Annotated in this window: 18 protein-coding genes and 3 tRNA genes; 7 read left to right on the top strand and 14 right to left on the bottom strand. The window is 56.6% G+C overall.

The features are described from left to right. Window positions 1-43 precede the first annotated feature (43 nt). Complete coding sequence (locus EDD77_RS04900) at window positions 44-946, top strand: radical SAM protein (RefSeq protein ID WP_058966629.1); 903 nt, start codon at window positions 44-46, stop codon at window positions 944-946. Between the two features lie 10 nt (window positions 947-956). Further along, the gene (locus EDD77_RS04895) at window positions 957-2210 is read left to right on the top strand and encodes a coproporphyrinogen-III oxidase family protein (RefSeq protein ID WP_058966631.1); all 1254 of its coding nucleotides are present in this window, start codon (window positions 957-959) and stop codon (window positions 2208-2210) included. Window positions 2211-2265: 55 nt separating this feature from the next. Here the strand turns inward: EDD77_RS04895 and EDD77_RS04890 are convergent, their stop codons facing one another. From EDD77_RS04890 to EDD77_RS04875, 4 genes are all read right to left on the bottom strand, one after another. After that, window positions 2266-3594: a putative ABC transporter permease gene (locus tag EDD77_RS04890; protein ID WP_058966633.1), complete on the bottom strand. Its 1329-nt coding sequence runs from the start codon at window positions 3592-3594 to the stop codon at window positions 2266-2268. 275 nt (window positions 3595-3869) lie between these two features. Continuing rightward, window positions 3870-3945, bottom strand: a tRNA-Trp gene (locus EDD77_RS04885). A 175-nt stretch (window positions 3946-4120) separates the two neighbouring features. Beyond that, window positions 4121-4196: transfer RNA gene (locus EDD77_RS04880), tRNA-Thr, on the bottom strand. Window positions 4197-4200: 4 nt separating this feature from the next. Continuing rightward, window positions 4201-4277: transfer RNA gene (locus tag EDD77_RS04875), tRNA-Asp, on the bottom strand. A 221-nt stretch (window positions 4278-4498) separates the two neighbouring features. On the opposite strand from EDD77_RS04875, the gene EDD77_RS04870 reads away from it, so the two are divergent. Beyond that, on the top strand, window positions 4499-4882 hold the full coding sequence (locus tag EDD77_RS04870; protein WP_058966635.1) for a hypothetical protein: 384 nt from the start codon (window positions 4499-4501) through the stop codon (window positions 4880-4882). A 78-nt stretch (window positions 4883-4960) separates the two neighbouring features. On the opposite strand, the gene EDD77_RS04865 is transcribed toward EDD77_RS04870, so the two are convergent. From EDD77_RS04865 to EDD77_RS04845, 5 genes are read right to left on the bottom strand one after another with little or no spacing between them, the layout of a single operon-like run. Then, window positions 4961-6202 (bottom strand): hypothetical protein, encoded by a 1242-nt coding sequence (locus tag EDD77_RS04865; RefSeq protein ID WP_058966637.1) that lies wholly within the window; start codon window positions 6200-6202, stop codon window positions 4961-4963. Between the two features lie 13 nt (window positions 6203-6215). Continuing rightward, window positions 6216-7472, bottom strand: coding sequence for a hypothetical protein (locus EDD77_RS04860; RefSeq protein WP_058966639.1), 1257 nt, complete (start codon window positions 7470-7472; stop codon window positions 6216-6218). Further along, a complete protein-coding gene (locus EDD77_RS04855) occupies window positions 7469-8218 on the bottom strand; it encodes a hypothetical protein (protein WP_058966640.1) in 750 nt (249 codons plus the stop codon). The genes EDD77_RS04860 and EDD77_RS04855 overlap by 4 nt, the downstream gene beginning before the upstream one ends. Beyond that, window positions 8215-9615, bottom strand: a complete 1401-nt coding sequence (locus tag EDD77_RS04850; protein WP_058966643.1) for a sensor histidine kinase — start codon at window positions 9613-9615, stop codon at window positions 8215-8217. The genes EDD77_RS04855 and EDD77_RS04850 overlap by 4 nt, the downstream gene beginning before the upstream one ends. Beyond that, complete coding sequence (locus tag EDD77_RS04845; protein WP_058966645.1) at window positions 9612-10271, bottom strand: response regulator transcription factor; 660 nt, start codon at window positions 10269-10271, stop codon at window positions 9612-9614. The genes EDD77_RS04850 and EDD77_RS04845 overlap by 4 nt, the downstream gene beginning before the upstream one ends. Window positions 10272-10672: 401 nt before the next feature. On the opposite strand from EDD77_RS04845, the gene EDD77_RS04840 reads away from it, so the two are divergent. From EDD77_RS04840 to htpG, 4 genes are all read left to right on the top strand, one after another. Then, window positions 10673-11047: a GntR family transcriptional regulator gene (locus EDD77_RS04840; protein WP_058966647.1), complete on the top strand. Its 375-nt coding sequence runs from the start codon at window positions 10673-10675 to the stop codon at window positions 11045-11047. A gap of 4 nt (window positions 11048-11051) precedes the next feature. After that, the gene (locus EDD77_RS04835) at window positions 11052-11906 is read left to right on the top strand and encodes an ABC transporter ATP-binding protein (protein WP_058966649.1); all 855 of its coding nucleotides are present in this window, start codon (window positions 11052-11054) and stop codon (window positions 11904-11906) included. Further along, on the top strand, window positions 11903-12559 hold the full coding sequence (locus EDD77_RS04830; protein WP_058966651.1) for an ABC-2 transporter permease: 657 nt from the start codon (window positions 11903-11905) through the stop codon (window positions 12557-12559). The genes EDD77_RS04835 and EDD77_RS04830 overlap by 4 nt, the downstream gene beginning before the upstream one ends. A gap of 122 nt (window positions 12560-12681) precedes the next feature. After that, window positions 12682-14604, top strand: coding sequence for a molecular chaperone HtpG (gene htpG / locus EDD77_RS04825; protein ID WP_058966653.1), 1923 nt, complete (start codon window positions 12682-12684; stop codon window positions 14602-14604). 261 nt (window positions 14605-14865) lie between these two features. Here the strand turns inward: htpG and EDD77_RS04820 are convergent, their stop codons facing one another. From EDD77_RS04820 to EDD77_RS04800, 5 genes are all read right to left on the bottom strand, one after another. Further along, window positions 14866-16188 (bottom strand): pyrimidine-nucleoside phosphorylase, encoded by a 1323-nt coding sequence (locus EDD77_RS04820; RefSeq protein ID WP_058966655.1) that lies wholly within the window; start codon window positions 16186-16188, stop codon window positions 14866-14868. 18 nt (window positions 16189-16206) lie between these two features. Then, complete coding sequence (locus EDD77_RS04815; protein ID WP_058966657.1) at window positions 16207-17151, bottom strand: ABC transporter permease; 945 nt, start codon at window positions 17149-17151, stop codon at window positions 16207-16209. 3 nt (window positions 17152-17154) lie between these two features. After that, on the bottom strand, window positions 17155-18219 hold the full coding sequence (locus EDD77_RS04810) for an ABC transporter permease (protein ID WP_058966659.1): 1065 nt from the start codon (window positions 18217-18219) through the stop codon (window positions 17155-17157). Further along, the gene (locus EDD77_RS04805) at window positions 18212-19711 is read right to left on the bottom strand and encodes an ABC transporter ATP-binding protein (RefSeq protein WP_058967221.1); all 1500 of its coding nucleotides are present in this window, start codon (window positions 19709-19711) and stop codon (window positions 18212-18214) included. The genes EDD77_RS04810 and EDD77_RS04805 overlap by 8 nt, the downstream gene beginning before the upstream one ends. Before the next feature lie 205 nt (window positions 19712-19916). Then, window positions 19917-20759 carry a YjjW family glycine radical enzyme activase gene (locus tag EDD77_RS04800; RefSeq protein ID WP_058966661.1) on the bottom strand — a complete coding sequence of 281 codons (843 nt, stop codon included), beginning with the start codon at window positions 20757-20759 and terminating at the stop codon, window positions 19917-19919.

Here is a 20759-nt window from a genome sequence, read left to right as displayed (position 1 = left end):
AAAGACATCTGACTCCATCTCTCAAAAAGTGAGGTGCACCTCCATGAAAGTTTCCTCGTTTGTGCAATTTGCCGCCTTTGGAGCAAAAACCATCCTGCTGGGGAAAAAAGGCCCCATTCTGGGCACCATTATCCTCACGGACAAATGTAACCTGCACTGCAAGCATTGCTCGGTAAACAACATCACCGGGGTTATCTATCCATACCGGCAGATTCGCCGGGAGATGCAGCAGCTCTATGCTATGGGCGTGCGCATTCTGTTTTTCTGTGGCGGTGAGACCTTTTTGTGGCATAGCGACGGCCACAACCTGCGGGATCTGGTACAGGAAGCAAAGCAAATGGGCTTTTTGATTGTAAACGTCGTCACCAACGGCACTTTTTCACTGGATTTGCCGGAAGCAGACTTGATCCTGCTCAGTCTGGACGGCGACCGATCCCGACACAACGCCATCCGGGGTGACACCTACGACACAATTTTAAAAAATGTAAACAACGCTACGGCAGACAACATCTGTTTTTACATGGCCATCAACCAGATCAACAAAGGTGCTGTGGCCCATGTCTGCCGCCTTGCCCGGGATTTAAAGAACGTGCGGGCAGTCTCGTTCAATTTTCACACCCCGTACCCGGACACACAGGATCTGGCCCTCAGTAAGCAGGACAAAGCCCGTTGCTGCCGTACCATCACCCGCATGATGAAAGAAGGAGCTCCGGTGTTCAACCTGAAAAGCGCCTTCCCATACCTGATCCACAACCGGTTTCCTACTCCCTGCCACCAGTGTGTGGTAATGGAAAACGGGGTGCTGTCCACCTGTGGGCGCTGCATTCATGAACCGGGTCTGTGCAGCCGGTGCGGCTATTTCTTCGTGGCGGAATACACCCTGTTGTTCCACGGCGATCCCAGAATCATCTGGGACATGCTGTGGACCTATCTGAAATATATCTAGGAGGTGCGCCATGTCTTTGCCAACCACCCTGACCCGGATGTGGCTGACCCGCTCGGTGCAGCCCTTCCGTTTTTACAACGAGGCCGACCAGCAACTCCGGTTTTCCCATTGCGAGAATCTGGGCCTTTATGTGCATATTCCCTTCTGCCGCAGCATCTGCAATTTCTGCCCCTACTGCAAGGTGGTTTACTCCAAGGACCTCTGTAACCGGTACATCGATGCTCTGATTCGTGAGATTCATCTGGTGGGCAGCCAGCACCCCGGCAAAAAAGCCGTGACCAGCCTGTATTTCGGTGGCGGCTCTCCCGCTCTTGCCGCCAACCGCCTGAGCGAAATCATCGCCGCACTTCAAGAACATTTTACCGTCAGCCAGGGCATCGGGGTGGAACTGCATCCCGCCGACGTAACCCCACCCGTGCTGCGCACCCTGAAGGCTGCGGGCGTAACCAAAATCAGCATCGGAGTACAGTCCTTCCAGCCAAAATTCCAGAAGATTCTGGGGCGGTCTGACACAAATGCAGAGACTTTGCGGAAAGCGCTGGCGCGGGTGCCGTTTGAAACCGTTTCGATGGATTTCATTTTTGCCCTTCCCGGCCAGACCTTCCGGGATCTGCGAGCAGACATCGACACAGCCTTCCGGAACGGGGCAAATCATGTGGCCATCTATCCCTTCATCGATTTCACCTTTACCGAAAGCACCATCCCCGCCATGCCCCGGCGGCAAAAGCGCGCTCTACTGGACGCCATCACCCGTTACTGTACCCACCGAGGGTATGTTCGTACCTCCATCTGGACCTTTGCCAAAAACGGGCAGGCCAACTATTCTTCCTTGACTCGGGATAATTTCCTGGGGTTTGGCTGCTCAGCCACCACCCTTTTGCGAGATCAGTTCAAAATCAACACCTTTTCGGTACCGGAATACTGCCGCCAGGTGGATGCCGGTTTTCTTCCCACCGCGCTGACCCTTCGCTTCACCGCCCGTCAGCGGATGGTCTATTATCTGTTCTGGACGGCATACAGCACCCAAGTAGACCCCAGGGCATTTGAGCGTTTTTTCGGTGTTCCTCTAAGCAAGGTGTACGGTGCTGAACTGCAATTGGCCCGGCTGCTTGGGTTCATAAAAAAGGAAAACAGTATCTGGCATATGACACCCCGCGGGGCATTTTACTACCATCATTACGAAAATTTTTATACGCTGGCCTACATCGACAAAATGTGGGGCATTTTGCGCAGGGAAGCGTTTCCCGAGCAACTCGAACTGTGAACAGTAAAACAGCGCTCTGGTTTTTCACCAGAGCGCTGTTTTTGTTTCGGGCACTTTAGCCCGCAAGCTTCATATTCTGATACCGCTGGGTGAGGTACTCGTCCGGATACTGCTCATCCAGGAACTGCTGCACCGCATTGGTGGCGGGGATACCTTTTTCCCGCTGGTCCATGCGCCCCAGCGCCATGCAGGAGAGCGCCACATCCACTGCCAGCAAAACCACCAGCACCCAGGTGAGTATCTTGCCCACCTTCATGGGGATTTTCTCGATCAGGGCCGAGATGCGGGGATAAACCTCCTTCACCCAGACCACTGCGGCAATGCCCCAGAATACACAATACAACAGGTTGATACGACCATTCAGGTTAAAAGGGATTTTGCTGTAATCCCAGAACACCTTGCCGAACAGCTTTTCGGTAACCACGCTGCACATGTACTCGTACACGCCGCCCATGAGCGCACCACCCACAAAAATGTAACGGTCGCTCTTGTCCATCAGGCCGCGCAGTACCACAGTGAGGATCGCCGCCCCCAGACCCCAGACCACGCTGAACGGACCATACAGAAGGCTGCTGCGGCTCATCAGAACACCGGAAGTGCCCCACACAAACACCGTCTCGATCAGATCACCCACAAAGGCACCAATCAAAAACAGCCAGAACAGCTTATAGAAGCCAATGCCTGCCGCAAACACGTTGGCGTCAGGGCGTTCGTCCTCAGCGGACAGTCGGGTCAGATTGGGGAAGGCCTTGGCCAGATGCCGCTTCTGATATCCCTGATACCAGCCCAGCGTGCGGGTGGTCAGCCCATCGCCAATGGTTTCGCTGGCCTGCTGAAGATATTCGGCAATGGGCTCGCTCATCTTCCAGCGACGGCGCACCGCATGTACGCCATATACCATAACCAGCGCGTCCACTGCCAGAATGATCGCCAGAACCAGCGCCAGAATCTGCAGCGCAATGGCCGGCAGGAAGCTCAGGCCCCAGTGCAGCACCGGCGTCAGGAAACGCACCGCCAGAGCTACCAGAACACCCTTGATCAGCGAGCTTTCCAGGCAGATATAGCCTTTCAGGTTCATGGGGCGATCAGAGTAATCCCACCAGCGGCGGCCGAACTGCCGTTCCAGAATGACGCCGGCCACAACCTCGACGGCAGTACACAGCACCACAGCACCCAACACAAAGACCAGAAGATTGTTTTCTTCCGGTTCCAGAAAAACGCCCGCCAGAGTTGCCATCAGACCATACAGCGGTACAATCGGGCCATTCATCACGCCTCGGTTCACGAAACGACGCTGCTTTACCGCGGTAACGGCAACCTCAGCACACCAGCCCAAAAAGGCGTAGATGATAAAATACAGAAACAACATGCTTAATTCATACATACATTTTCTCCTTTGGGTGGGAATCTCCCGCCGCTTTCAACAACGTTCGCCGGGATCGCTTCCTTTCCTCCAGGCTTACCTGTGTAGCTTAAGTGTATCATATCCCACAGTAAAATCAATTGTATAAACAACGAACTTTGTCCTTAGAGCATCTTTTTCCCAATTTTATATATGCGTGGATTGCTTTTTGCATCTCTCACCCGGGTGTATCCCCAAGATTATCCCTGTTAAACGCAACAAAAAAGCCCGTGAACGCTTTCGCATTCACGGGCTTCTGGCAGGGGCAGAAGGATTCGAACCCTCGGCACGCGGTTTTGGAGACCGCTGCTCTACCAGCTGAGCTATACCCCTTTATTCTGTTGCCCCGTTCGCCGGGTGCCTTATTACTATACCAAAAAAAGGGCAGCCTGTCAACAAGTATTTTTGATTTTTTGATAATTTTTTTGACCCATTTTTCGGTCAAAAAGTTTTCTGTTTGGAGGCAAAAAAACGAGCCCTTTCGGCAAGTTCCGAAAGGGCTCTACCATGGAGCTGCTAAGCAGATTTGAACTGCTGACCTCATCCTTACCAAGGATACGCTCTACCGACTGAGCTATAGCAGCAAGATGGCGACCCGGATGGGGCTCGAACCCACGACCTCTAGCGTGACAGGCTAGCGTTCTAACCAACTGAACTACCGGGCCATCTTTGCGTTGCCGCATCAGCGACGTTGTTTATTATACGGCATGAATCGAGAAATGTCAACAGCTTTTTTCACATTTTTTAAAGTTTTTTTCGAACTGGTTTTTCGCCCTTTTTTCACGCTTTTTCTGGCGGCAAATCCGCAAACCTGTTATAATGAGAAAAACAAACGCCGCATGCCTGGCCGCCTGTTTGCGGCCCGGCCGCGGGAAGGGAAACTGCCATGAACATTTCTGCCAAAGAGCTGGCGGGTGCAAACTGCGGCCGCCGCTACGAAAAGGAATATCTGAACAAATTTCGCGACTGCCTTTCCTTTTATTACGATGGGAAAGTTCGCTTTGAACGTTTCTGCTACGGCGAAGGCGCCTGCTTTGTGTTTGGCGTGTGGGCCAGCATCTCTCCGGACGGGGTGCTCACCTACCAGCAGCCCTTCGACCCGCTGGTGGACCCCGCCGCCCTGCCCAAGGCCCTGACCGGCCGTGAGGGCGATGTGCTCTATTTCGACAATCAGCGCTGGAAGTGGGAGATTGCCTCCGACTTTTCTTCCGACGCCAAAAACGGCTACACCGCTTTGAAGGTAAAGCTGGGCAAGCTGCTGGGCCGGTAATCCTTCTCTTTTTTCTGAATCAACAGCCCGCCGGGTGACGCATTCTGCATGCGCTGCCCGGCGGGCTGTTTTTGAGCGTCAGAATTCCGCTTCCGTCTGAACCGACAGATATTCCTTTCCACTCTGACAATATTCATCCAGCGTAAAAATACCATACAGCCGCTCGCTGGTGTTTATAGAAAAGGCCTTGCCATCCGTACCGGTCTCTGCGATGGGATATTCGAGCTCTCCCAGATCTGCCAGAAGGCGTCCGTTTCCCAACACCTGCAGCACAATGGCATCCGTTACGCTTCCATTGTGACTGCGGGAAAGCGCCTTGATCTCCACCGGCTGGCCATTCTGCTCCACCCAGCTCTGTCCGTGGGCTTCGCCGTCATTCCAGCCATAAATCAACCGGTTCTGGGTCATATTGACCGGGTTTGCATATCGAATGCCCGGCTGCACCTGCGCAAATTTCGTCAGCGTTCCATCGGCCGGGTTGATTTGCTCCAGCATTCCGCTTGCCCGCTGATAAGCAAACAGCGCCGTATCTCCCTCCGCTTTCCAGATCATACCCTGAGCCAGATCCTGTTCAAAAATCTTCTGCACCGTGTTATCCCAGCGCAGCAGATACAGGCAGATCGTCCCCTGATTTTCCTCTTCTCCGGTGCCGCTGGTCTGTTCCACCACGATGCCATCCTCTGTGCAAAGCAGCGGATAAGGATTTTCCCCCAGCTGCCAGCGGCAAACTTCTTCGCACTGGCCGAACTGTTCAGAATCCTCCACATTGACCTGCCACAAATTCTGGTATTGCTCGGCGCTGCTCATATAATACAAACTGCTGCCATCCTGATACACGGGACCGCTCACCGGCAATGCGGGAATCTTTGTCTGCGAACGGAGCACCTTTCCGCTCTGATCCCGCAGCTCCACCGCCGCTTCGCCATCGAGCTGCCAGAACAGCGCCAGCGCCCCCGATTCCGTCTCCGTCATCTGAAGGAATGCATCACTGCGCAGCCATGCATCGCAGCCCCGGTCGGAATGGGCACAGCCCGCTTTTTTGCACAGAACCGTCCGCTGTCCGGTCGTTAAATCCACCGATTGCAGAAGGTATCCCCCATCGACCTGCCGTTCTCCCGTCAGAAATGCCTGATCGCCGGACACGATCCAGATCCCTGCGTCTCCCTGAGTGGATTGCGCAAGATGCAGCCCTCCCAGTGTCTGTTCCGTATTCGTCTGCTCCGCTACCGGGATCGGCTCGCTTTGGCTCCGGGCGGTACCGCAGCCTGCCAGCAGCAACAGGCTAACCACCAATGCCGCCGCTCGGATATGCTTTTTCATTGTTGCTCACTCCTTAAAACGCCCCTTGAATGGGCAGACATTCCGCATCGTTTGCCATATACTGCTCCGGCGTGAACAGGCCGTAGCGGAATTCGCTGGTCTGACCGGAAACCAGTTTTCCATCCTTATCCCGGTAACCGGTTTCCACCATGGTTTCACTCAGTTGTACCAGCAGCCTGCCGTCAATCACAGCCGACGGAACCGCCGGGCAGATTGCACCGTTTCGACTGGTCTGGCGTGTGATCGGCTCCACGGCTCCATCCTTATGGATAGCAAACGCCTGTTCTGCTCCGCCTTCCCGTAACATCCCCACATATAATGTATCTTCCAGCCAGAATGGTGTTCCCACCAGCGAAAGGCCCGGTTCCAGCGCAGCAGTCTGCACACTCTCGCTGGTGGCAGGATCCAGCCGTTCCAGCTGGCCGCTCATACTATCGTACAAACAGATGGCAGGCTCCGGTTCCAGGCTGCCGGAATACTGGGCTGTCCAGAATACCTGCTGGGGCTGCGCCTGGCGGATAGTACGTATTTCCCCATTCCACAGCAGTTCGCTGAGAAACTGCCCGTCGTCGGCCAGCTGGCAAACCAGTAATCCGCTGCCGGCAGTCTGCCCGGTGAGGATCGAGGTGTTTTCCAGCTGCCAGCTTGCTGTTTCCTCCATGGTTCCGAAAGCATCGCCCGCCTGCGTATGAATGCGGTACAGCCGATACAAAGGCAGCCAACCGGACTGATACCACCGATCCTCCCGCACCACATATAAATCTTTGCCGTCGCTGTAAAATCCGGAAGGAGACCAGCCCTGCCCTTCCTCCGGCAAGGCTGCAGGCGCCTGGATCAGGGTGCCATCCGCTGCCCTCAATTCCACGGCAGCTTTGCCGCCCGTCTCCTCACTGGTCAGATAATATAAAACCAGATCACCGTTTTCCAGGCAGTTCACATAGGGCAGCGTGCCCTGTTCCTTCACCCAGGCCGGGCAATCCGCGCCGCTGTGGGTGCATCCTTTCTGCGAGCAGAGCGGCGCACAACTGCCATCGGTCAGATCGATGGCCTGCAGAAAAGCTCCCTGCTCATTGCGGGTTACGGTGAAGGCAGTCTCGCCCTTGATACTCCAGTCCACACCTCTGCTTCCGCCAGTCTGGTATAAAGCGCCCGTTACGGTGGGCTGCACGGTCGCTTCCGTGGACACTTCGCTTTGAGCAGGCTGCGTGCTGCAGCCTGCCAGCAGCAGAAGGCTCAGCGCCAGCGCAGCCGCTCTTATTTTTCTGTTCATGCCGTTCTCTCCTTTTCTCCACTCATTGCCGCGGCCACCTGCTCCGGCGTTTTATGCTCTGCGCCAAGCTCTGTGCCGCCCCTGTCCGACGCGTACACATACAGCTGCGCCGCAGGGGAATAGGCAGCAGCAAGATGGCCATCCTCACTGGAAAGGTCCTGCCAGTCGGTAAATTCTGTCACGTTCAAAAAGCGTTTGTATGTCTCCAACAGCTCAGCCGCTCGCAGCTGTCCGCTGCCGCCGTTCCACCGCAGACGCACCACTTCTTCACCGGGGCCAAGCTCCATCAAAAGGCTTTCGGTCTGTGTGCTCCACTCATAGCGCACGAAGCCTGCCGCATCCCGCAGTGCGGTTTTGCGGGCATCGGGCTGTTCGGTTTCAAGCAGCCCGTACGCTGCCGAGGTTTGTGTTTCGTTCAGCAGGCCTTCCTGCCGCAGATGTTCCAGTGCCGCGCCAATCGAATTCGCCTGCTCTTCTTCGGTTTGCTCCAACATCTGCCAGCCGGTGGAATCCCACTCCGGCGTTGTGCCCGCCAGGAACTGCCGGTCATACAGCAGCTTCGCCAGCGCATTCTCCTGCCCCTGCCGGGAAAGAGCATTCTCCTCCGCCGGGCGGGAATGACTGGTTTGCAGCAGCCTTCCCTGCTGCATGGCACAGAAGACAGAGGGCAGCGCCATACAGGCCAGCACCAGCAGCAATACACCGACACAGAAAAGACCCGTTTTGATTTGCTCTTTTCGTTTCATTCCCCCGCCTCCTTTATTGTAAATCGCACTGCGGTGCCTTCACCGGGCTGGCTCTCAAATTCCAGCTGTGTGCCGTGCAGCCGGGCAATGCGGTCACAGAGCGCAAGCCCGAAACCGCTGCCATTCTGAGCCCGGGCGCGGGATTTATCCACCATATAAAAGGGCTCGGTGATGCGTTCCAGCTCCGTTTGCGGGATGCCCCGGCCCCGGTCGCGCACCGTGATCTCCACCTGTCCGCTGTTTGCACAGGCGCTAATGTGCACCAGTCCGTCCTTCGGTTCGGCCCGCACGCCATTGCTGATCAGGTTTTCCAGCAGGGCGGTGAGCAGTTCCTCGTCCCCCAGAACACAGCCTGTTTCAAAGCCCTGCCAACACAGCTGCACCGGGCAGGTTTCAGGCAAAGTACGGGCAGCCTTTTCCGCCAGCACCGCCAGCGAAACCGGGCGCAGCTCCAGCGTTTTATGCTCCGGGTCCAGCGCTATAAAGGTCATCAGCTTGGCGCTCAGAGCTTCCAGCCGCTTTGTCTCGTGGTAAATGTAATTCGCCGCCCGCTGGCGTACCTCCGGTTTCACCTCAGCACTGCGCAGCAGATCCGCATAGCCCAGCATGCTGGTCATGGGGGTTTTCAGCTCATGGGTGAAGGCACTCACAAAATCCTCCCGCTGGCGCACCGCCAGATCCAGCTGCTGTGCCCGTTGCTCCACCGCCTCGGCCATGGCGTCAAAGCTGGCGGCAAGGCCCGCTACCTCATCGGTTCCGGTCATACCGGTACGCCGGTCGTATGCCCCTGCGGCAATGGCCTTGCTGGTCTCTTCCAGCGTTTTCAGCGGCCGGGTGAGGCGGCGGCTCACCGCCCATATTGCCAGCGTCACCCCGACGAAGGCGATCAGTTCCAATCGAACAAACCCGACCAGCTGCTGGTTTCGCAGCTGGAACACCTCGCTCACATCGCAGCTGCTCACCAGCCACAGGGTTCGCCCCTGCCACTGCACCGGGCTGGCGAACAGCTGCCAGACGTTTGTTCCTTCTTTGGCGTAGGTCATGCTGTCCGCCCCGGCGTCCACCGACCGCAGCACCGGCTGCCAGCCGTTTTTCATTCCGGTGCCGGAATAGAGGAAAGCGCCGTCTTCGCTGAGGATGGCCAGCCCCTCCCCCGCCTGCGCGGTACGCTGCTGCCCGTATCGGGTCACCAGAGCGGGCTGAGTCTCCAGCTCCGGGGTATCGATCATTTCTTTCTGCAGCTGATAGCACTCCGCCCGATGTGCGGCTGCGTTCTGCTGCGCCGCCGCCTGTAACTGAGCGGAAAATCCGCTGCCGATCAGCCAGGCCGCCCCCAGATTCAGCAGAAGCGCCAACAGCAGCAGGATGGCAAATGTCAACTTGGCTGCCAGTTTCACGTTTCCACCTCCAGTAAATAACCTACCTTATATACGGTTTTGATTTTCTCCGCCAGGCCCAGCTTCTTTCGAAGCCGCTGGATATGCAAATCCAGCGTACGGCTGCCCGCTTCCTCCTCGCCGCCCCATACCCGCTCGTACATCACGTCACGGTAGAGGGCAATGCCCTGGTTGCGCAAAAGCAGCACCAGCAGATCAAACTCCCGGGGCGTGAGGGCTACCGGCATGCCGTTCTTTTCCACCCGGCGGGCTGTCGGGTCCACCACCACGTCGAAGGCCCGCAACAGCCCACTGCCCCGGCCCGTCCGGCGCAGCACGCTTTCCACCCGGGCCAGCAGCTCCAGTGGCTCGAAGGGTTTTACCATGTAATCGTCCGCCCCCATGCGCAGGCCCCGCACCCGGTCCGCCAGCATGCCCTTGGCGGTCAGAAAGATCACCGGCGTTCCGGTGGGCTGAATGTATTCCATCAGCTCATAACCGCTGACGCCCGGCAGCATAATGTCCAGCAGGATCAGGTCGTAATGGCCGGCTTCGATTTTATCTGCCGCAGTATCGCCGTCCAGCGCGATTTCGCACTGGTAGCCCGCCTGCAACAGGGTCAGCTCGATCAGCTCGGCAATGAGGCGTTCATCGTCAACAATCAAAATGGGATTCATTGGGGTTCCTCTTTTCTCTGTTCCAGTGCGGATATCCGCCCTGTGATTTGATGATATCCGGGGTTCGTATCCAAATTGTATCATGTTCTTATCCAACCGGGTTGTTTTGGCGTTTTTTCAGATTTTTCTTTTCAAGCCTTGACAACCGTGTATATACGTGTATATACTGTATATGTCAGATATGTACAGTCTGGCAAAATCAAAGGGCAGCACCGCATCATTCCAGGTGGTGGAGCGCACCGGAAAATTTTTCGTGAGATGAACCAAAAAGCGCAGGCAATCCTTGGCTGGATTGGCGAGCATTTTTGGAAAATATCACGGAAAATTTTGGCGTGATACGCCGCCTGAGCCGCCAGGCGTGAATGGTACGGTGTTGCCCAAAGGGAAAGCGAGGAATACTGATGGAGATCTACATCAGCAATTCCAGCCCAAAGCCGATCTATGCCCAGATCACCGACCAGATCCGCGCCGCCATCTTCGACGGCCGGCTCAAGGAAGGCGAGGCGCTGCCCAGCATCCGGCTGCTGGCCAAGGAGCTGCGCATCAGCGTGATTACCACCAAACGAGCCTATGAAGATCTGGAAAAGGCCGGGTTCATCAACACGGTGCCCGGCAAGGGCTGCTTCGTTGCACCCCAGAATATGGAGCTGCACCGGGAGGAGACCCTGAAAAAGATGGAAGGATACCTGCAGCAGGCGGTGGACACCGCGCTGGCCGGGGGCATCAGCAAGGCGGAGGTGCTGGCAACATTGAATTTGTTGTTGGAAGGAGACTGATACTATGGAAAACGCGATCTGCATCCGCGGCTTGTGCAAGCATTACGAGGATTTTTCGCTGGAAAATCTGGACCTGACCGTGCCCACCGGCACCATCGTGGGCTTTGTGGGCGAAAACGGCGCAGGTAAAACCACCACGCTGAAGGCCATTTTCGGAGCCATCCGCACCGACGGGGGCAGCATTGAGGTGCTGGGCTGCACCGACCCCGACCGACTGGACAAATCCCAGATCGGCGTGGTGATGGAGGATTCCTTCTTTTACGAGACCCTCACCCCACGGCAGGTAAACAGCATTATGAAGAGTTTGCAGCCCGGCTGGGACAGCGCCGAATTCGCCCGTCTGCTGAACGACTACCAGCTGCCCGAGAAAAAGCTTATCAAGGATATGAGCAAGGGCATGCGGATGAAGTTCCGGCTGGCCACCGCTCTGGCGCATAAACCCAAGCTGCTGATTCTGGACGAAGCCACCAGCGGCCTGGATCCGGTGGTGCGCGGCGAGGTGCTGGACTACCTGCGGGACTACATTCAGGACGAAAGCCACAGCGTTCTGATGAGCAGCCACATCACCAGCGATCTGGAAAAGGTGGCGGATTCCATCGCCTACCTGCGCAAGGGGCGACTGCTGTTCCAGATGGATCGGGACGAGCTGCTGGAAAAGTACGGCGTTCTGCGGTGCAGCCCGGAACAGCTGGAAGTACTGGACAATCGGCTTAAAGTCGCCACACGCAAAACCGGCTTTACCTGCGAAACGCTGGTCAGCGATGCAGCGGCCGCCCGCCGGGCGCTGCCGGACGCGGTAATTGACCGGGCCAGCATCGAGGACATCATGCAGTTTTATACCGGGAGGGATGCACAATGATCGGCCTGCTGAAAAAGGACTTCTTCATTCTCTGGCACGCTTACCATAAAAATCTGGCCCTTGTTCTGGTGCTTTACAGCGTCATGGCTCTGGCGATGGATCTCACCTTTATGGTGTTCTTCTTTGCCTGGATCTCCGGCTTCTACATTCTGAGCGGGCTGACCATTGACAATTATTCCAAATGGGATCTGTACGCTGCCAGCCTGCCGGTGAGCAAGCGGCAGATCGTAGGCGCAAAGTTTATCCTCATCACCCTGGCGCTGCTCATCAGCTTTGTAATCGGAACCCTGCTGTGCGGTCTGCTGACCCTGCTGAAGGGCACTCCTTTTCTGGAAAACCTGCTGAGCCTGTTTGCGGTATCCTTTGTCTGCCTTGCCTACTTCGGCGTTTCTCTGGTGCTTTCCTATAAGTATGGCGTGGAGAAAGCCCGCACTGCGGTGCTGCTGGCCGCTGCGGCGGTGTTCGGCTGTCTGTTCGCGCTGGGCAAGCTGGATCTTTTGCAAAGCTTTGCCCTGCCCGGTCTGCTGCAAACGCTGTTTCTGGGGGATCTGGCCATTTGGGGCTGGGCTGTGGTGATGCCGGTGTGCTGCATTCTGGTGTATCTGCTCTGCTGGGCCATCGCCACCCGCATTTACAGCCGCAAGGAGTTTTAAACTTTTTGTGAACCCTCTTGCAGTTTTCTTCAAAAAGGTGTATATTAGATTAGCACTCAAACATAACGAGTGCTAATCTTTTTTGTTTTACAATACTTTTTCATAAAAGGGAGCGTTCAATCATGGCTGTAAAAGAATTTAAGGCCGAAAGCAAAAAGCTGCTGGACATGATGATCCATTCCATCTATTCCAACAAGGAGATTTTCCTGCGTGAGCTGATCTCCAACGCCAGTGACGCCATCGACAAGCTCTATTTCAAGAGCCTGACCGACCACAGCGTCACCACCAAAAAGGAGGATTATCAGATCCTGCTGGAGCTGGACAAGGAAAACCGCACCCTGACTCTGACCGATAACGGCATCGGCATGACCAGGGAAGAGCTGGAAGAGAACCTGGGCACCATCGCCCGCAGCGGCAGCTTGGACTTCAAGAAGGACAACAAAGCCGAGGACATCGACATCATCGGTCAGTTCGGCGTGGGCTTCTACTCCGCCTTCATGGTTGCCAGCCGCGTCACCGTGATCAGCCGCGCCTTCGGCAGCGACACTGCCTGGCAGTGGGAGAGCACCGGTGCTGAGGGTTACACCATCACCGAGGCTGACAAAGAGGACGTGGGCACCAAGATCATCATGGTGATCAAGGAAAACGCCGAGAACGAGAACTACGATGAGTTCCTGGACGAGTACAATCTGGTGCACATCGTGAAGAAGTACAGCGACTATGTGCGCTACCCCATCCGCATGGAGCGTGAAAAGACCCGTGCTAAGGAGCGCCCCGCCGACGCCGGTGAGGATTACAAGACCGAGTACGAGACCTACACTGAGCTGGAGACCCTGAACAGCATGGTTCCCCTGTGGAAGCGCAGCAAGAGTGACGTAACCGACGAGGAATATAATCAGTTCTACAAGGATAAGTTCTACGACTTCACCGATCCTGCCCGGGTAATTGTGAGCCGCACCGAGGGCACCGCCACCTACAATGCTCTGCTCTTCATCCCCGGCCATGCCCCCTTCAACTATTACAGCCGCGACTACGAAAAGGGCCTGCAGCTGTATGCTTCCGGCGTGCTGATCATGGACAAGTGCGCCGACCTTCTGCCCGATCATTTCAGCTTCGTGAAGGGCATTGTGGACAGCCAGGACCTGAGCCTGAACATCAGCCGTGAGATGCTGCAGAAGGACGGCCAGCTCAAGCTGATCCGCAACAGCCTGGAAAAGAAGATCAAGAACGAACTGAACGCCATGAAGAACAACGACCGTGAGAAATACGACGAGTTCTTCAAGAGCTTCGGCCGCCAGCTGAAATTCGGCTGCTACGAGAGTTACGGTGCCAACAGCGACCTGCTGAAGGATCTGCTGCTGTTCCACAGCGCCAAGGAAAACAAGCTGATCAGCCTGCAGGAATACGTGGATAAGATGCCCGAGGATCAGAAGTACATCTACTACGCTGCCGGTGATTCCACCGAGCGCCTGGCCAAACTGCCCGCCGCCGAGCTGGTGCTGGACAAGGGCTACGACCTGCTGCTGCTCACCGAGGATGTGGATGAATTCTGCCTGCAGGTGCTGCGCCACTACGGCGAGAAGGACAAGGAGAAGGAATTCAAGAACATTTCCAGCGGCGATCTGGGTCTGGAATCCGAAGAGGAAAAGAAGGCCGCCGAAGAAGCCAGCGAGGCAAACAAGGACCTGTTCGAGGCCATGAAAACCGCTCTGGACGGCAAGGTGACTGCTGTGCGCCTGTCCACCCGTTTGAAGAGCCATCCCGTTTGCATCGCCAGTGAAGGCCCCCTGAGCCTGGAGATGGAAAAAGTTTTGAATTCCATGCCCAACAGCGGCGACATGCCCGCCCCCAAGAGCGAAAAGGTTCTGGAGCTGAATGCTTCTCACCCGGTATTTGAGACTCTGAAGAAGCTTCAGGCAGACGGCGAGACCGAAAAGCTGGGCAAGTATGCGAACATCCTGTACAATCAGGCGCTGCTCATTGAGGGCATGCCCATCGAGGACCCCGTAGCTTACGCACAGGCAGTGTGCGAGCTGCTGAAATAAGCGCTCTCTGCCCTATCCCCCAAAAATGAGCAAGAACCACAAAAGCCGTCCGGCCCGCCAGCGTTTGCTGGCTAAGGCCGGGCGGCTCTTGTTTTTATTTTATGGGCCCCCATACGGTGGGCACCTCCTGCTGTTTTTCACGGCATCGGGTTCCTGTGTATGGCTTTGCAACATAGCAAGAACTGCAATTCCAAAAGACAAGGCCCGGCGGAAAATCCGCCGGGCCTTGTTTGTTGCTCTTGCTCCGAACGCGCAGAAACGTCAGAACCGCTCCACGCCTTCCTCAGTTACACGAGCCATGACCAGCGCGGGAACCGGCTCCGGAGCCGGGCCGAAGGTGAGCGCCGCACGGAACATTTCTTCCGCTGCGTCGAACTTCTCCTCATGATCCGCATACAGGGTGGCCAGGCATTCGCCCTTTTCCACCTTGTCTCCGGTCTTTTTGTGCAGCACAATGCCTGCCGCGAAGTCGATTACATCTTCCTTGGTAATACGCCCCGCACCCAGACCAACGCTGGCGTTGCCCACCATCTCGGTGTTCATGCGCACCAGATAACCGCTTTCACCGGCCAGCAGAGGACGGCTGAACTTCGCCTTCTGGAACTTGTCCGGATCGTCCAGCACAGACACATCGCCGCCCTGTGCAGCAAACATCTGCTTGAGCTTTTCGTAAGCCGCACCGCTGGCAACAGCTTCCTCCGCCATACGGCGGCACCCTTCCAGCGTGCCCTTGCCCGCCAGATACAGCATATTGGCAGCCAGCTGATAGCACACCTCGGTCAGATCTGCCGGGCCGTGGCCCTTGAGAACCTCCACCGACTCGATGACCTCCAGACTGTTGCCGATGTTATGGCCCAGCGGAGTGTCCATATCGGTAATGAGGGCAGCCACCTTGCGGCCGTTGTGCTGACCGATGCTCACCATGGCCTTGGCCAGCTCGATGGAATCGTCCAGCGTTTTCATGAAAGCACCGTTGCCGGTTTTCACATCCAGCAGGATACAGTCAGACCCGGCGGCCAGCTTCTTGCTCATGATGGAGGAAGCAATCAGAGGAACGCAGCCGATGGTGGCAGTCACATCCCGCAGGGCGTACATTTTCTTGTCCGCCGGGGCCAGATTGCCGCTCTGCCCGATCACACTGATGCCGATCTCGTTCACCTGCGCAAAGAAACGCTCCCGATCCACGGCGGTCTGGGTGCCGGGCACGGCCTCCATCTTATCCACCGTACCGCCGGTGTGGCCCAGACCTCGGCCGCTCATCTTGGCAATCTTCACGCCACAGGCAGCCACGATGGGCGCAATGACCAGAGTAGTCTTGTCGCCCACGCCGCCGGTGGAATGCTTGTCGGCCTTGATGCCGGAAATGGAGGAAAGATCCACCATATCGCCGGAATGGGCCATCACGTCGGTGAGCTGGGCAGTCTCCTTCTCGGTCATACCCTTCAGGTAGATTGCCATAAGCAGGGCGCTCATCTGGTAATCCGGTACCTGACCGTTCACAAAGCCCATCACCGCAAATTCCAGCTCTTCGCGGCTCAACACGCCGCCATCGCGCTTTTTCGCGATAATATCAAACATACGCATAGGGCCGCAGCCTCCTTGTTATTTTGCTTTCACATAGGGCTTGCCGTTGGCGGAAGGCACATGAGCCTTACCAACGAACAGGATCAGCACGATCACAGTGACCACATAGGGGATCATGGAGATCAGCTGCGCGGAAACCATCGCATTGCTGCCCACAACCACGCGGATACCGGAGCACATGCCGAACAGCAGGCAGCCGATCATGGCACCCTGCGGACGGAACTTACCGAAGATAACGGCCGCGATGGCAATGAAGCCCTGACCCACGATGGAGGTGGGGCGGAACTGGTTCATGGTGGCCATGGTCACGCAGGCGCCGCCCAGACCAGCCAGGAAACCGGAAATGCACACAGCGGAAAACCGCATGCGGATTACATTGATACCCAGGGTATCGCAGGTCTCGGGATGCTCACCACAGGCACGCAGACGCAGACCGTAACGGGTCTTGTAGAACACAAACCATACGATGATCAGCACAATGAATACCAGATAGGTGGTGGCATAGGTGGAGAATACGTTCTTCAGGAAGTTGTTCCACACGCCGCCGCCGGTAAAGGTATCGGCAAACAGGGTGGGAATCTTGCTGGTGGAATCCAGAGGCGCCGTATCGGAAGAGTTGAACAGCGCCTTGGCCATCAGCACAGCAACGCCGGGTGCCAGGAAGTTGATGGCAGTACCGGAAATGGTCTGGTCTGCGTTCAGCTTTACGGTAGCCAGTGCATGCAGCGCACCAAACAGCATACCGGCCAGACCGCCGCAGATAAAGGACAGCCAGGGATTGCCGGTATAATGGCCGGCAGCAGCGCCCACAAAGGCGCCGATGGTCATCATACCCTCAATGCCGATGTTCACCACGCCGCTCAGCTCAGAGAAGCAGGAACCCATGGCCGCGAACAGCAGCGGAGGGGTGAACAGCAGGGTGGCGTAAATAATGATGCCAAGGTTGTTGATGATCAGATCCATTGCTTATGCCTCCCCCTTCTTGCTCTTGCGTTTTTTCACAAAGCGGAACACATGGGAGATGGCGATGAAGAATACAACCGTACCCATGATGATGTTGATCACTTCGGACGGAGCACCGATCAGGTTCAGCTTGGAGCCGCCATACTTCAGTGCACCGTAGAACAGACCGGCGAAGAATACGCCGATGGGGTTGGAAGCACCGATCAGCGCAACACTGATGCCCTGGAAGCCGAAGCTCTCCTGTGCAGTAAAGATGCTGATACGGCTACCCATACCCAGCAGCTGGATGGCGCCGCCCATGCCGGCCAGCGCACCGGAGATTGCCATGGCAATGTAGATGGACTTGTTCACGCTGATGCCGCCGTATTCCGCAGCCGAACGGTTAAAGCCCACTGCCTTGAGCTGGTAGCCCAGGGTGGTCTTTTCAATGAGCACATAAATCAGAATCACAGCCAGCACAGCCAGCAGAATGCCCCAGTTGGAAGCGGGGCACAGAGCGTCCAGCCAGGCCTGGGGGAACAGGATGCGGGCAGCGTCCTGTACGTTCTTGGTGGCCTCCGCATTGCCCTCATTGTGGATCATGGGCAGATCCGCAATATAGTTGGACAGGTAGAAGGCAATCCAGTTGAACATGATCATGCTGAGCACCTCGTTGATGCCCCACTTAACCTTCAGGAACGCCACAATCAGACCCCACAGTGCGCCCACGGCCAAAGCAGCCAGGAAGCACAGCGGAACCAGAATGATGGAAGGTGCCGGCACCAGGATACCCACCACGCAGGCAGCCATGGAGCCCATGACGAACTGACCCTCAGCACCGATGTTGAACACGCCGGTACGGAACGAGAACGCCACCGCCAGACCGGTAAAGATCAGCGGAGTTGCATACACCACACTGTATGCCATGTTGCGCACGCTGCCGAACACACCATCGAACAGCTTGGCATAGGCCTCAATGGGGCTGATGCCCATGGGCAGCAGGAACAGCGCACCCACTACAAAGCCCAGCAAGATCGAGAACAGAGTTACCAGAAACTTGCTGTTCAGGAATTTTTCCAGTTTATTCATCCGCCTTACCTCCCGCCATCCACAGGCCAAGGGTATTTTCGTCCGCATCTTTTCCGGGCAGACTGCCGTTGATCCGCCCGTCAAAGATCACGTCGATCTCGTCTGAAAGGCTGATGATCTCGTCCAGCTCAAAGGACACCAGCAGCACGGCCTTTCCCTTGTTACGCTGCTCCACGATATATTTGTGCACATACTCGATGGCGCCCACGTCCAGACCGCGGGTGGGGTTCACCGCGATCAGCAGGTCCTTGTTGTTGGTGACCTCGCGGGCGATAATAACCTTCTGCTGGTTGCCGCCGGACAGAGTGCCCGCGGGCTTATTCAGACAGTCGCGGGGGCGAATGTCGAACTTTTCAATGGCTTCCTGGGTGAAGCTGTTCACGGCGTCCATATTGCGGATGCCGTGGCTGGAATATTTGTCCTCGGCAAAGTTCTGCAGGACCATGTTGTCGGCCACGCTGAACTCCAGCACCAGACCGTGCTTCTGACGGTCCGCCGGAATGCTGGACACCCCGTGCTCAAAACCGTAACGGGGCGGTTTGTTGAATACGTCGGTACCATTCACGGTGATGGCGCCCTTGGTGGCCTTGCGCAGACCGGTGATGCACTCCACCAGTTCGGTCTGGCCGTTGCCGTCGATGCCGGCAAGGCCCAGAATCTGGCCCTTGCGCACCTGCAGGTTCAGACCACGCAAAATCTCCACACCGCGGTAGTCCACTGCATGCAGATCCTTCACGTCCAGAACCACGTCGCCGGGCTCCTGCTCCTGCTTGTCCACCTTGAAGTTCACGTTGCGGCCCACCATCATGCTGGCCAGATCATCCTCGCTCACCTTGCTCACATCCACGGTGTCGATGTACTTACCCATACGAATGATGGTGCAGTAATCCGCCGAAGCCTTGATTTCCTTCAGCTTGTGGGTGATGAGAATGATGCTCTTGCCGTCCGCCGTGAGGCTGTGCATAATGTCGATCAGCTCGCTGATCTCCTGGGGGGTCAGCGAAGCAGTGGGCTCGTCCAGAATCAGGATCTCCGCGCCGCGGTACAGCGCTTTCAGAATTTCCACGCGCTGCTGCATACCCACGGAAATATCCTCGATCTTCGCGTCGGGGTCCACCGCCAGGCCGTATTTCTTGGAGATGGCTTCCACGTTTTTGCGCGCAGTGGCCATGTCCAGCATAATGCCCTTCTGAGGCTCCATGCCCAATACGATGTTCTGTGTAACGGTGAAAGGCTGCACCAGCATGAAGTGCTGGTGAACCATGCCGATGCCGGCGCTGATCGCCTTTTTGGGGCTGTCCATGTGGATCTTCTGCCCCTTGATATAAATTTCACCCGAGGTGGGCGGATACATGCCGTACAGCTGATTCATCAGCGTGCTTTTGCCGGCGCCGTTCTCGCCCAGAATGGCGTGGATCTCACCCTTGTGTACGGTGAGTTGGATGCCGTCGTTGGCGGTAAAGTCACCGAATTTTTTGGTGATGTTCCGCATGTCCACCACGACAGTGTTCAGGTCCAGATGTGGATTGTCCAAAAATAAGCCTCCTTTTCACCCTGCGCCCCACCCGCGTCATCGGCCTGCGTGCGGGGTGCAAAGCGGTTTCATATCCGGCAGGCGCTGCCCGGTCTGCGGGCAATACCCGTCGGTTCCGGGAAGCGCCTGTGCACTTCCCTGTTTTTCAGGAATACAGTGGCGATCAGGTGATCACCACATCGCGGATGCCCTGTGCGCGGGCCAGGTCGGCCAGCTGCTGCAGGTATTCCGCTGTGGGCTGCTGCAGGCGCTCTTTTTCGCTCTCCCGCACGCCCATGGGGCGGTAGCAGATAATCTTGTACCGCATGGGATGTTTGTCCTGCCAGGGGGCAGCAACGGCAGATGCCTCACGCACCGCAGTCTCGGCATCAAAGAGGCCGGGAACCACCACGGTACGCAGCTCTTCCAGCTTGCCGGCTCGGGCCAGAAATTCCAGATTGGCACGCACCTGGGTATTGTCCACCCCGGTGACGGCCTTGTGATCCTCGCTGGTCCAGGCCTTGATGTCCAGCATCACGCCATCGGTCACGGCCAGAAGTTCCGGATCCTGAGAAAAATCGTAGCTGCCGTTGCTGTCCAGCAAAGTGGACAGCCCCTCAGCCCTGGCGATGCCCAGCAGTTCCACCAGAAAATCCCTCCAGCGGGTACATTCCCCGCCGGACACCGTGATTCCCCGGATGAAGGGCACGTTTTTGCGAACCTCCACCATAACTTCCTCCGGGGTCATGGAACGAACCCGGGGTGAGGAGCTGTTGGGGCACTGCTTGAAGCAGGCATCGCAGAATACGCACTTGGTGTAGTCATAGCAGACCTTGCCGTCCTGCATGGAAAGCGCGCCCACCGGGCACACCTTCACGCACTGACCGCAATTCACGCACTGGTTGATGGTCTCCGGGTTGTGGCAGTAAAGACAGTTGAAGTTACATCCCTGAAGAAAGATCGCGGTTCGGTTGCCCGGCCCGTCCACCGAACTGAACGGGATGATCTTATTCACCAGCGCCTTCAT

This window comes from Allofournierella massiliensis (assembly GCF_004345265.1).
Lineage (GTDB): Bacteria > Bacillota > Clostridia > Oscillospirales > Ruminococcaceae > Allofournierella > Allofournierella massiliensis.
Note: the sequence above shows the minus strand (reverse complement) of the source record. Positions and strands in the feature narration are given on the sequence as shown.

Bases quoted from the DNA above. Each gene is read 5' to 3' on its own strand.
- EDD77_RS04855 (WP_058966640.1), bottom strand. From the start codon at position 8,218: ATGAAACGAAAAGAGCAAATCAAAACGGGTCTTTTCTGTGTCGGTGTA.
- EDD77_RS04895 (WP_058966631.1), top strand. From the start codon at position 957: ATGTCTTTGCCAACCACCCTGACCCGGATGTGGCTGACCCGCTCGGTG.
- EDD77_RS04830 (WP_058966651.1), top strand. From the start codon at position 11,903: ATGATCGGCCTGCTGAAAAAGGACTTCTTCATTCTCTGGCACGCTTAC.
- EDD77_RS04800 (WP_058966661.1), bottom strand. From the start codon at position 20,759: ATGAAGGCGCTGGTGAATAAGATCATCCCGTTCAGTTCGGTGGACGGG.
- EDD77_RS04805 (WP_058967221.1), bottom strand. From the start codon at position 19,711: ATGCGGAACATCACCAAAAAATTCGGTGACTTTACCGCCAACGACGGC.
- EDD77_RS04840 (WP_058966647.1), top strand. From the start codon at position 10,673: ATGGAGATCTACATCAGCAATTCCAGCCCAAAGCCGATCTATGCCCAG.
- EDD77_RS04835 (WP_058966649.1), top strand. From the start codon at position 11,052: ATGGAAAACGCGATCTGCATCCGCGGCTTGTGCAAGCATTACGAGGAT.
- EDD77_RS04865 (WP_058966637.1), bottom strand. From the start codon at position 6,202: ATGAAAAAGCATATCCGAGCGGCGGCATTGGTGGTTAGCCTGTTGCTG.
- EDD77_RS04900 (WP_058966629.1), top strand. From the start codon at position 44: ATGAAAGTTTCCTCGTTTGTGCAATTTGCCGCCTTTGGAGCAAAAACC.
- EDD77_RS04820 (WP_058966655.1), bottom strand. From the start codon at position 16,188: ATGCGTATGTTTGATATTATCGCGAAAAAGCGCGATGGCGGCGTGTTG.
- EDD77_RS04845 (WP_058966645.1), bottom strand. From the start codon at position 10,271: ATGAATCCCATTTTGATTGTTGACGATGAACGCCTCATTGCCGAGCTG.
- EDD77_RS04890 (WP_058966633.1), bottom strand. From the start codon at position 3,594: ATGTATGAATTAAGCATGTTGTTTCTGTATTTTATCATCTACGCCTTT.
- EDD77_RS04815 (WP_058966657.1), bottom strand. From the start codon at position 17,151: ATGGATCTGATCATCAACAACCTTGGCATCATTATTTACGCCACCCTG.
- htpG (WP_058966653.1), top strand. From the start codon at position 12,682: ATGGCTGTAAAAGAATTTAAGGCCGAAAGCAAAAAGCTGCTGGACATG.
- EDD77_RS04870 (WP_058966635.1), top strand. From the start codon at position 4,499: ATGAACATTTCTGCCAAAGAGCTGGCGGGTGCAAACTGCGGCCGCCGC.
- EDD77_RS04810 (WP_058966659.1), bottom strand. From the start codon at position 18,219: ATGAATAAACTGGAAAAATTCCTGAACAGCAAGTTTCTGGTAACTCTG.
- EDD77_RS04860 (WP_058966639.1), bottom strand. From the start codon at position 7,472: ATGAACAGAAAAATAAGAGCGGCTGCGCTGGCGCTGAGCCTTCTGCTG.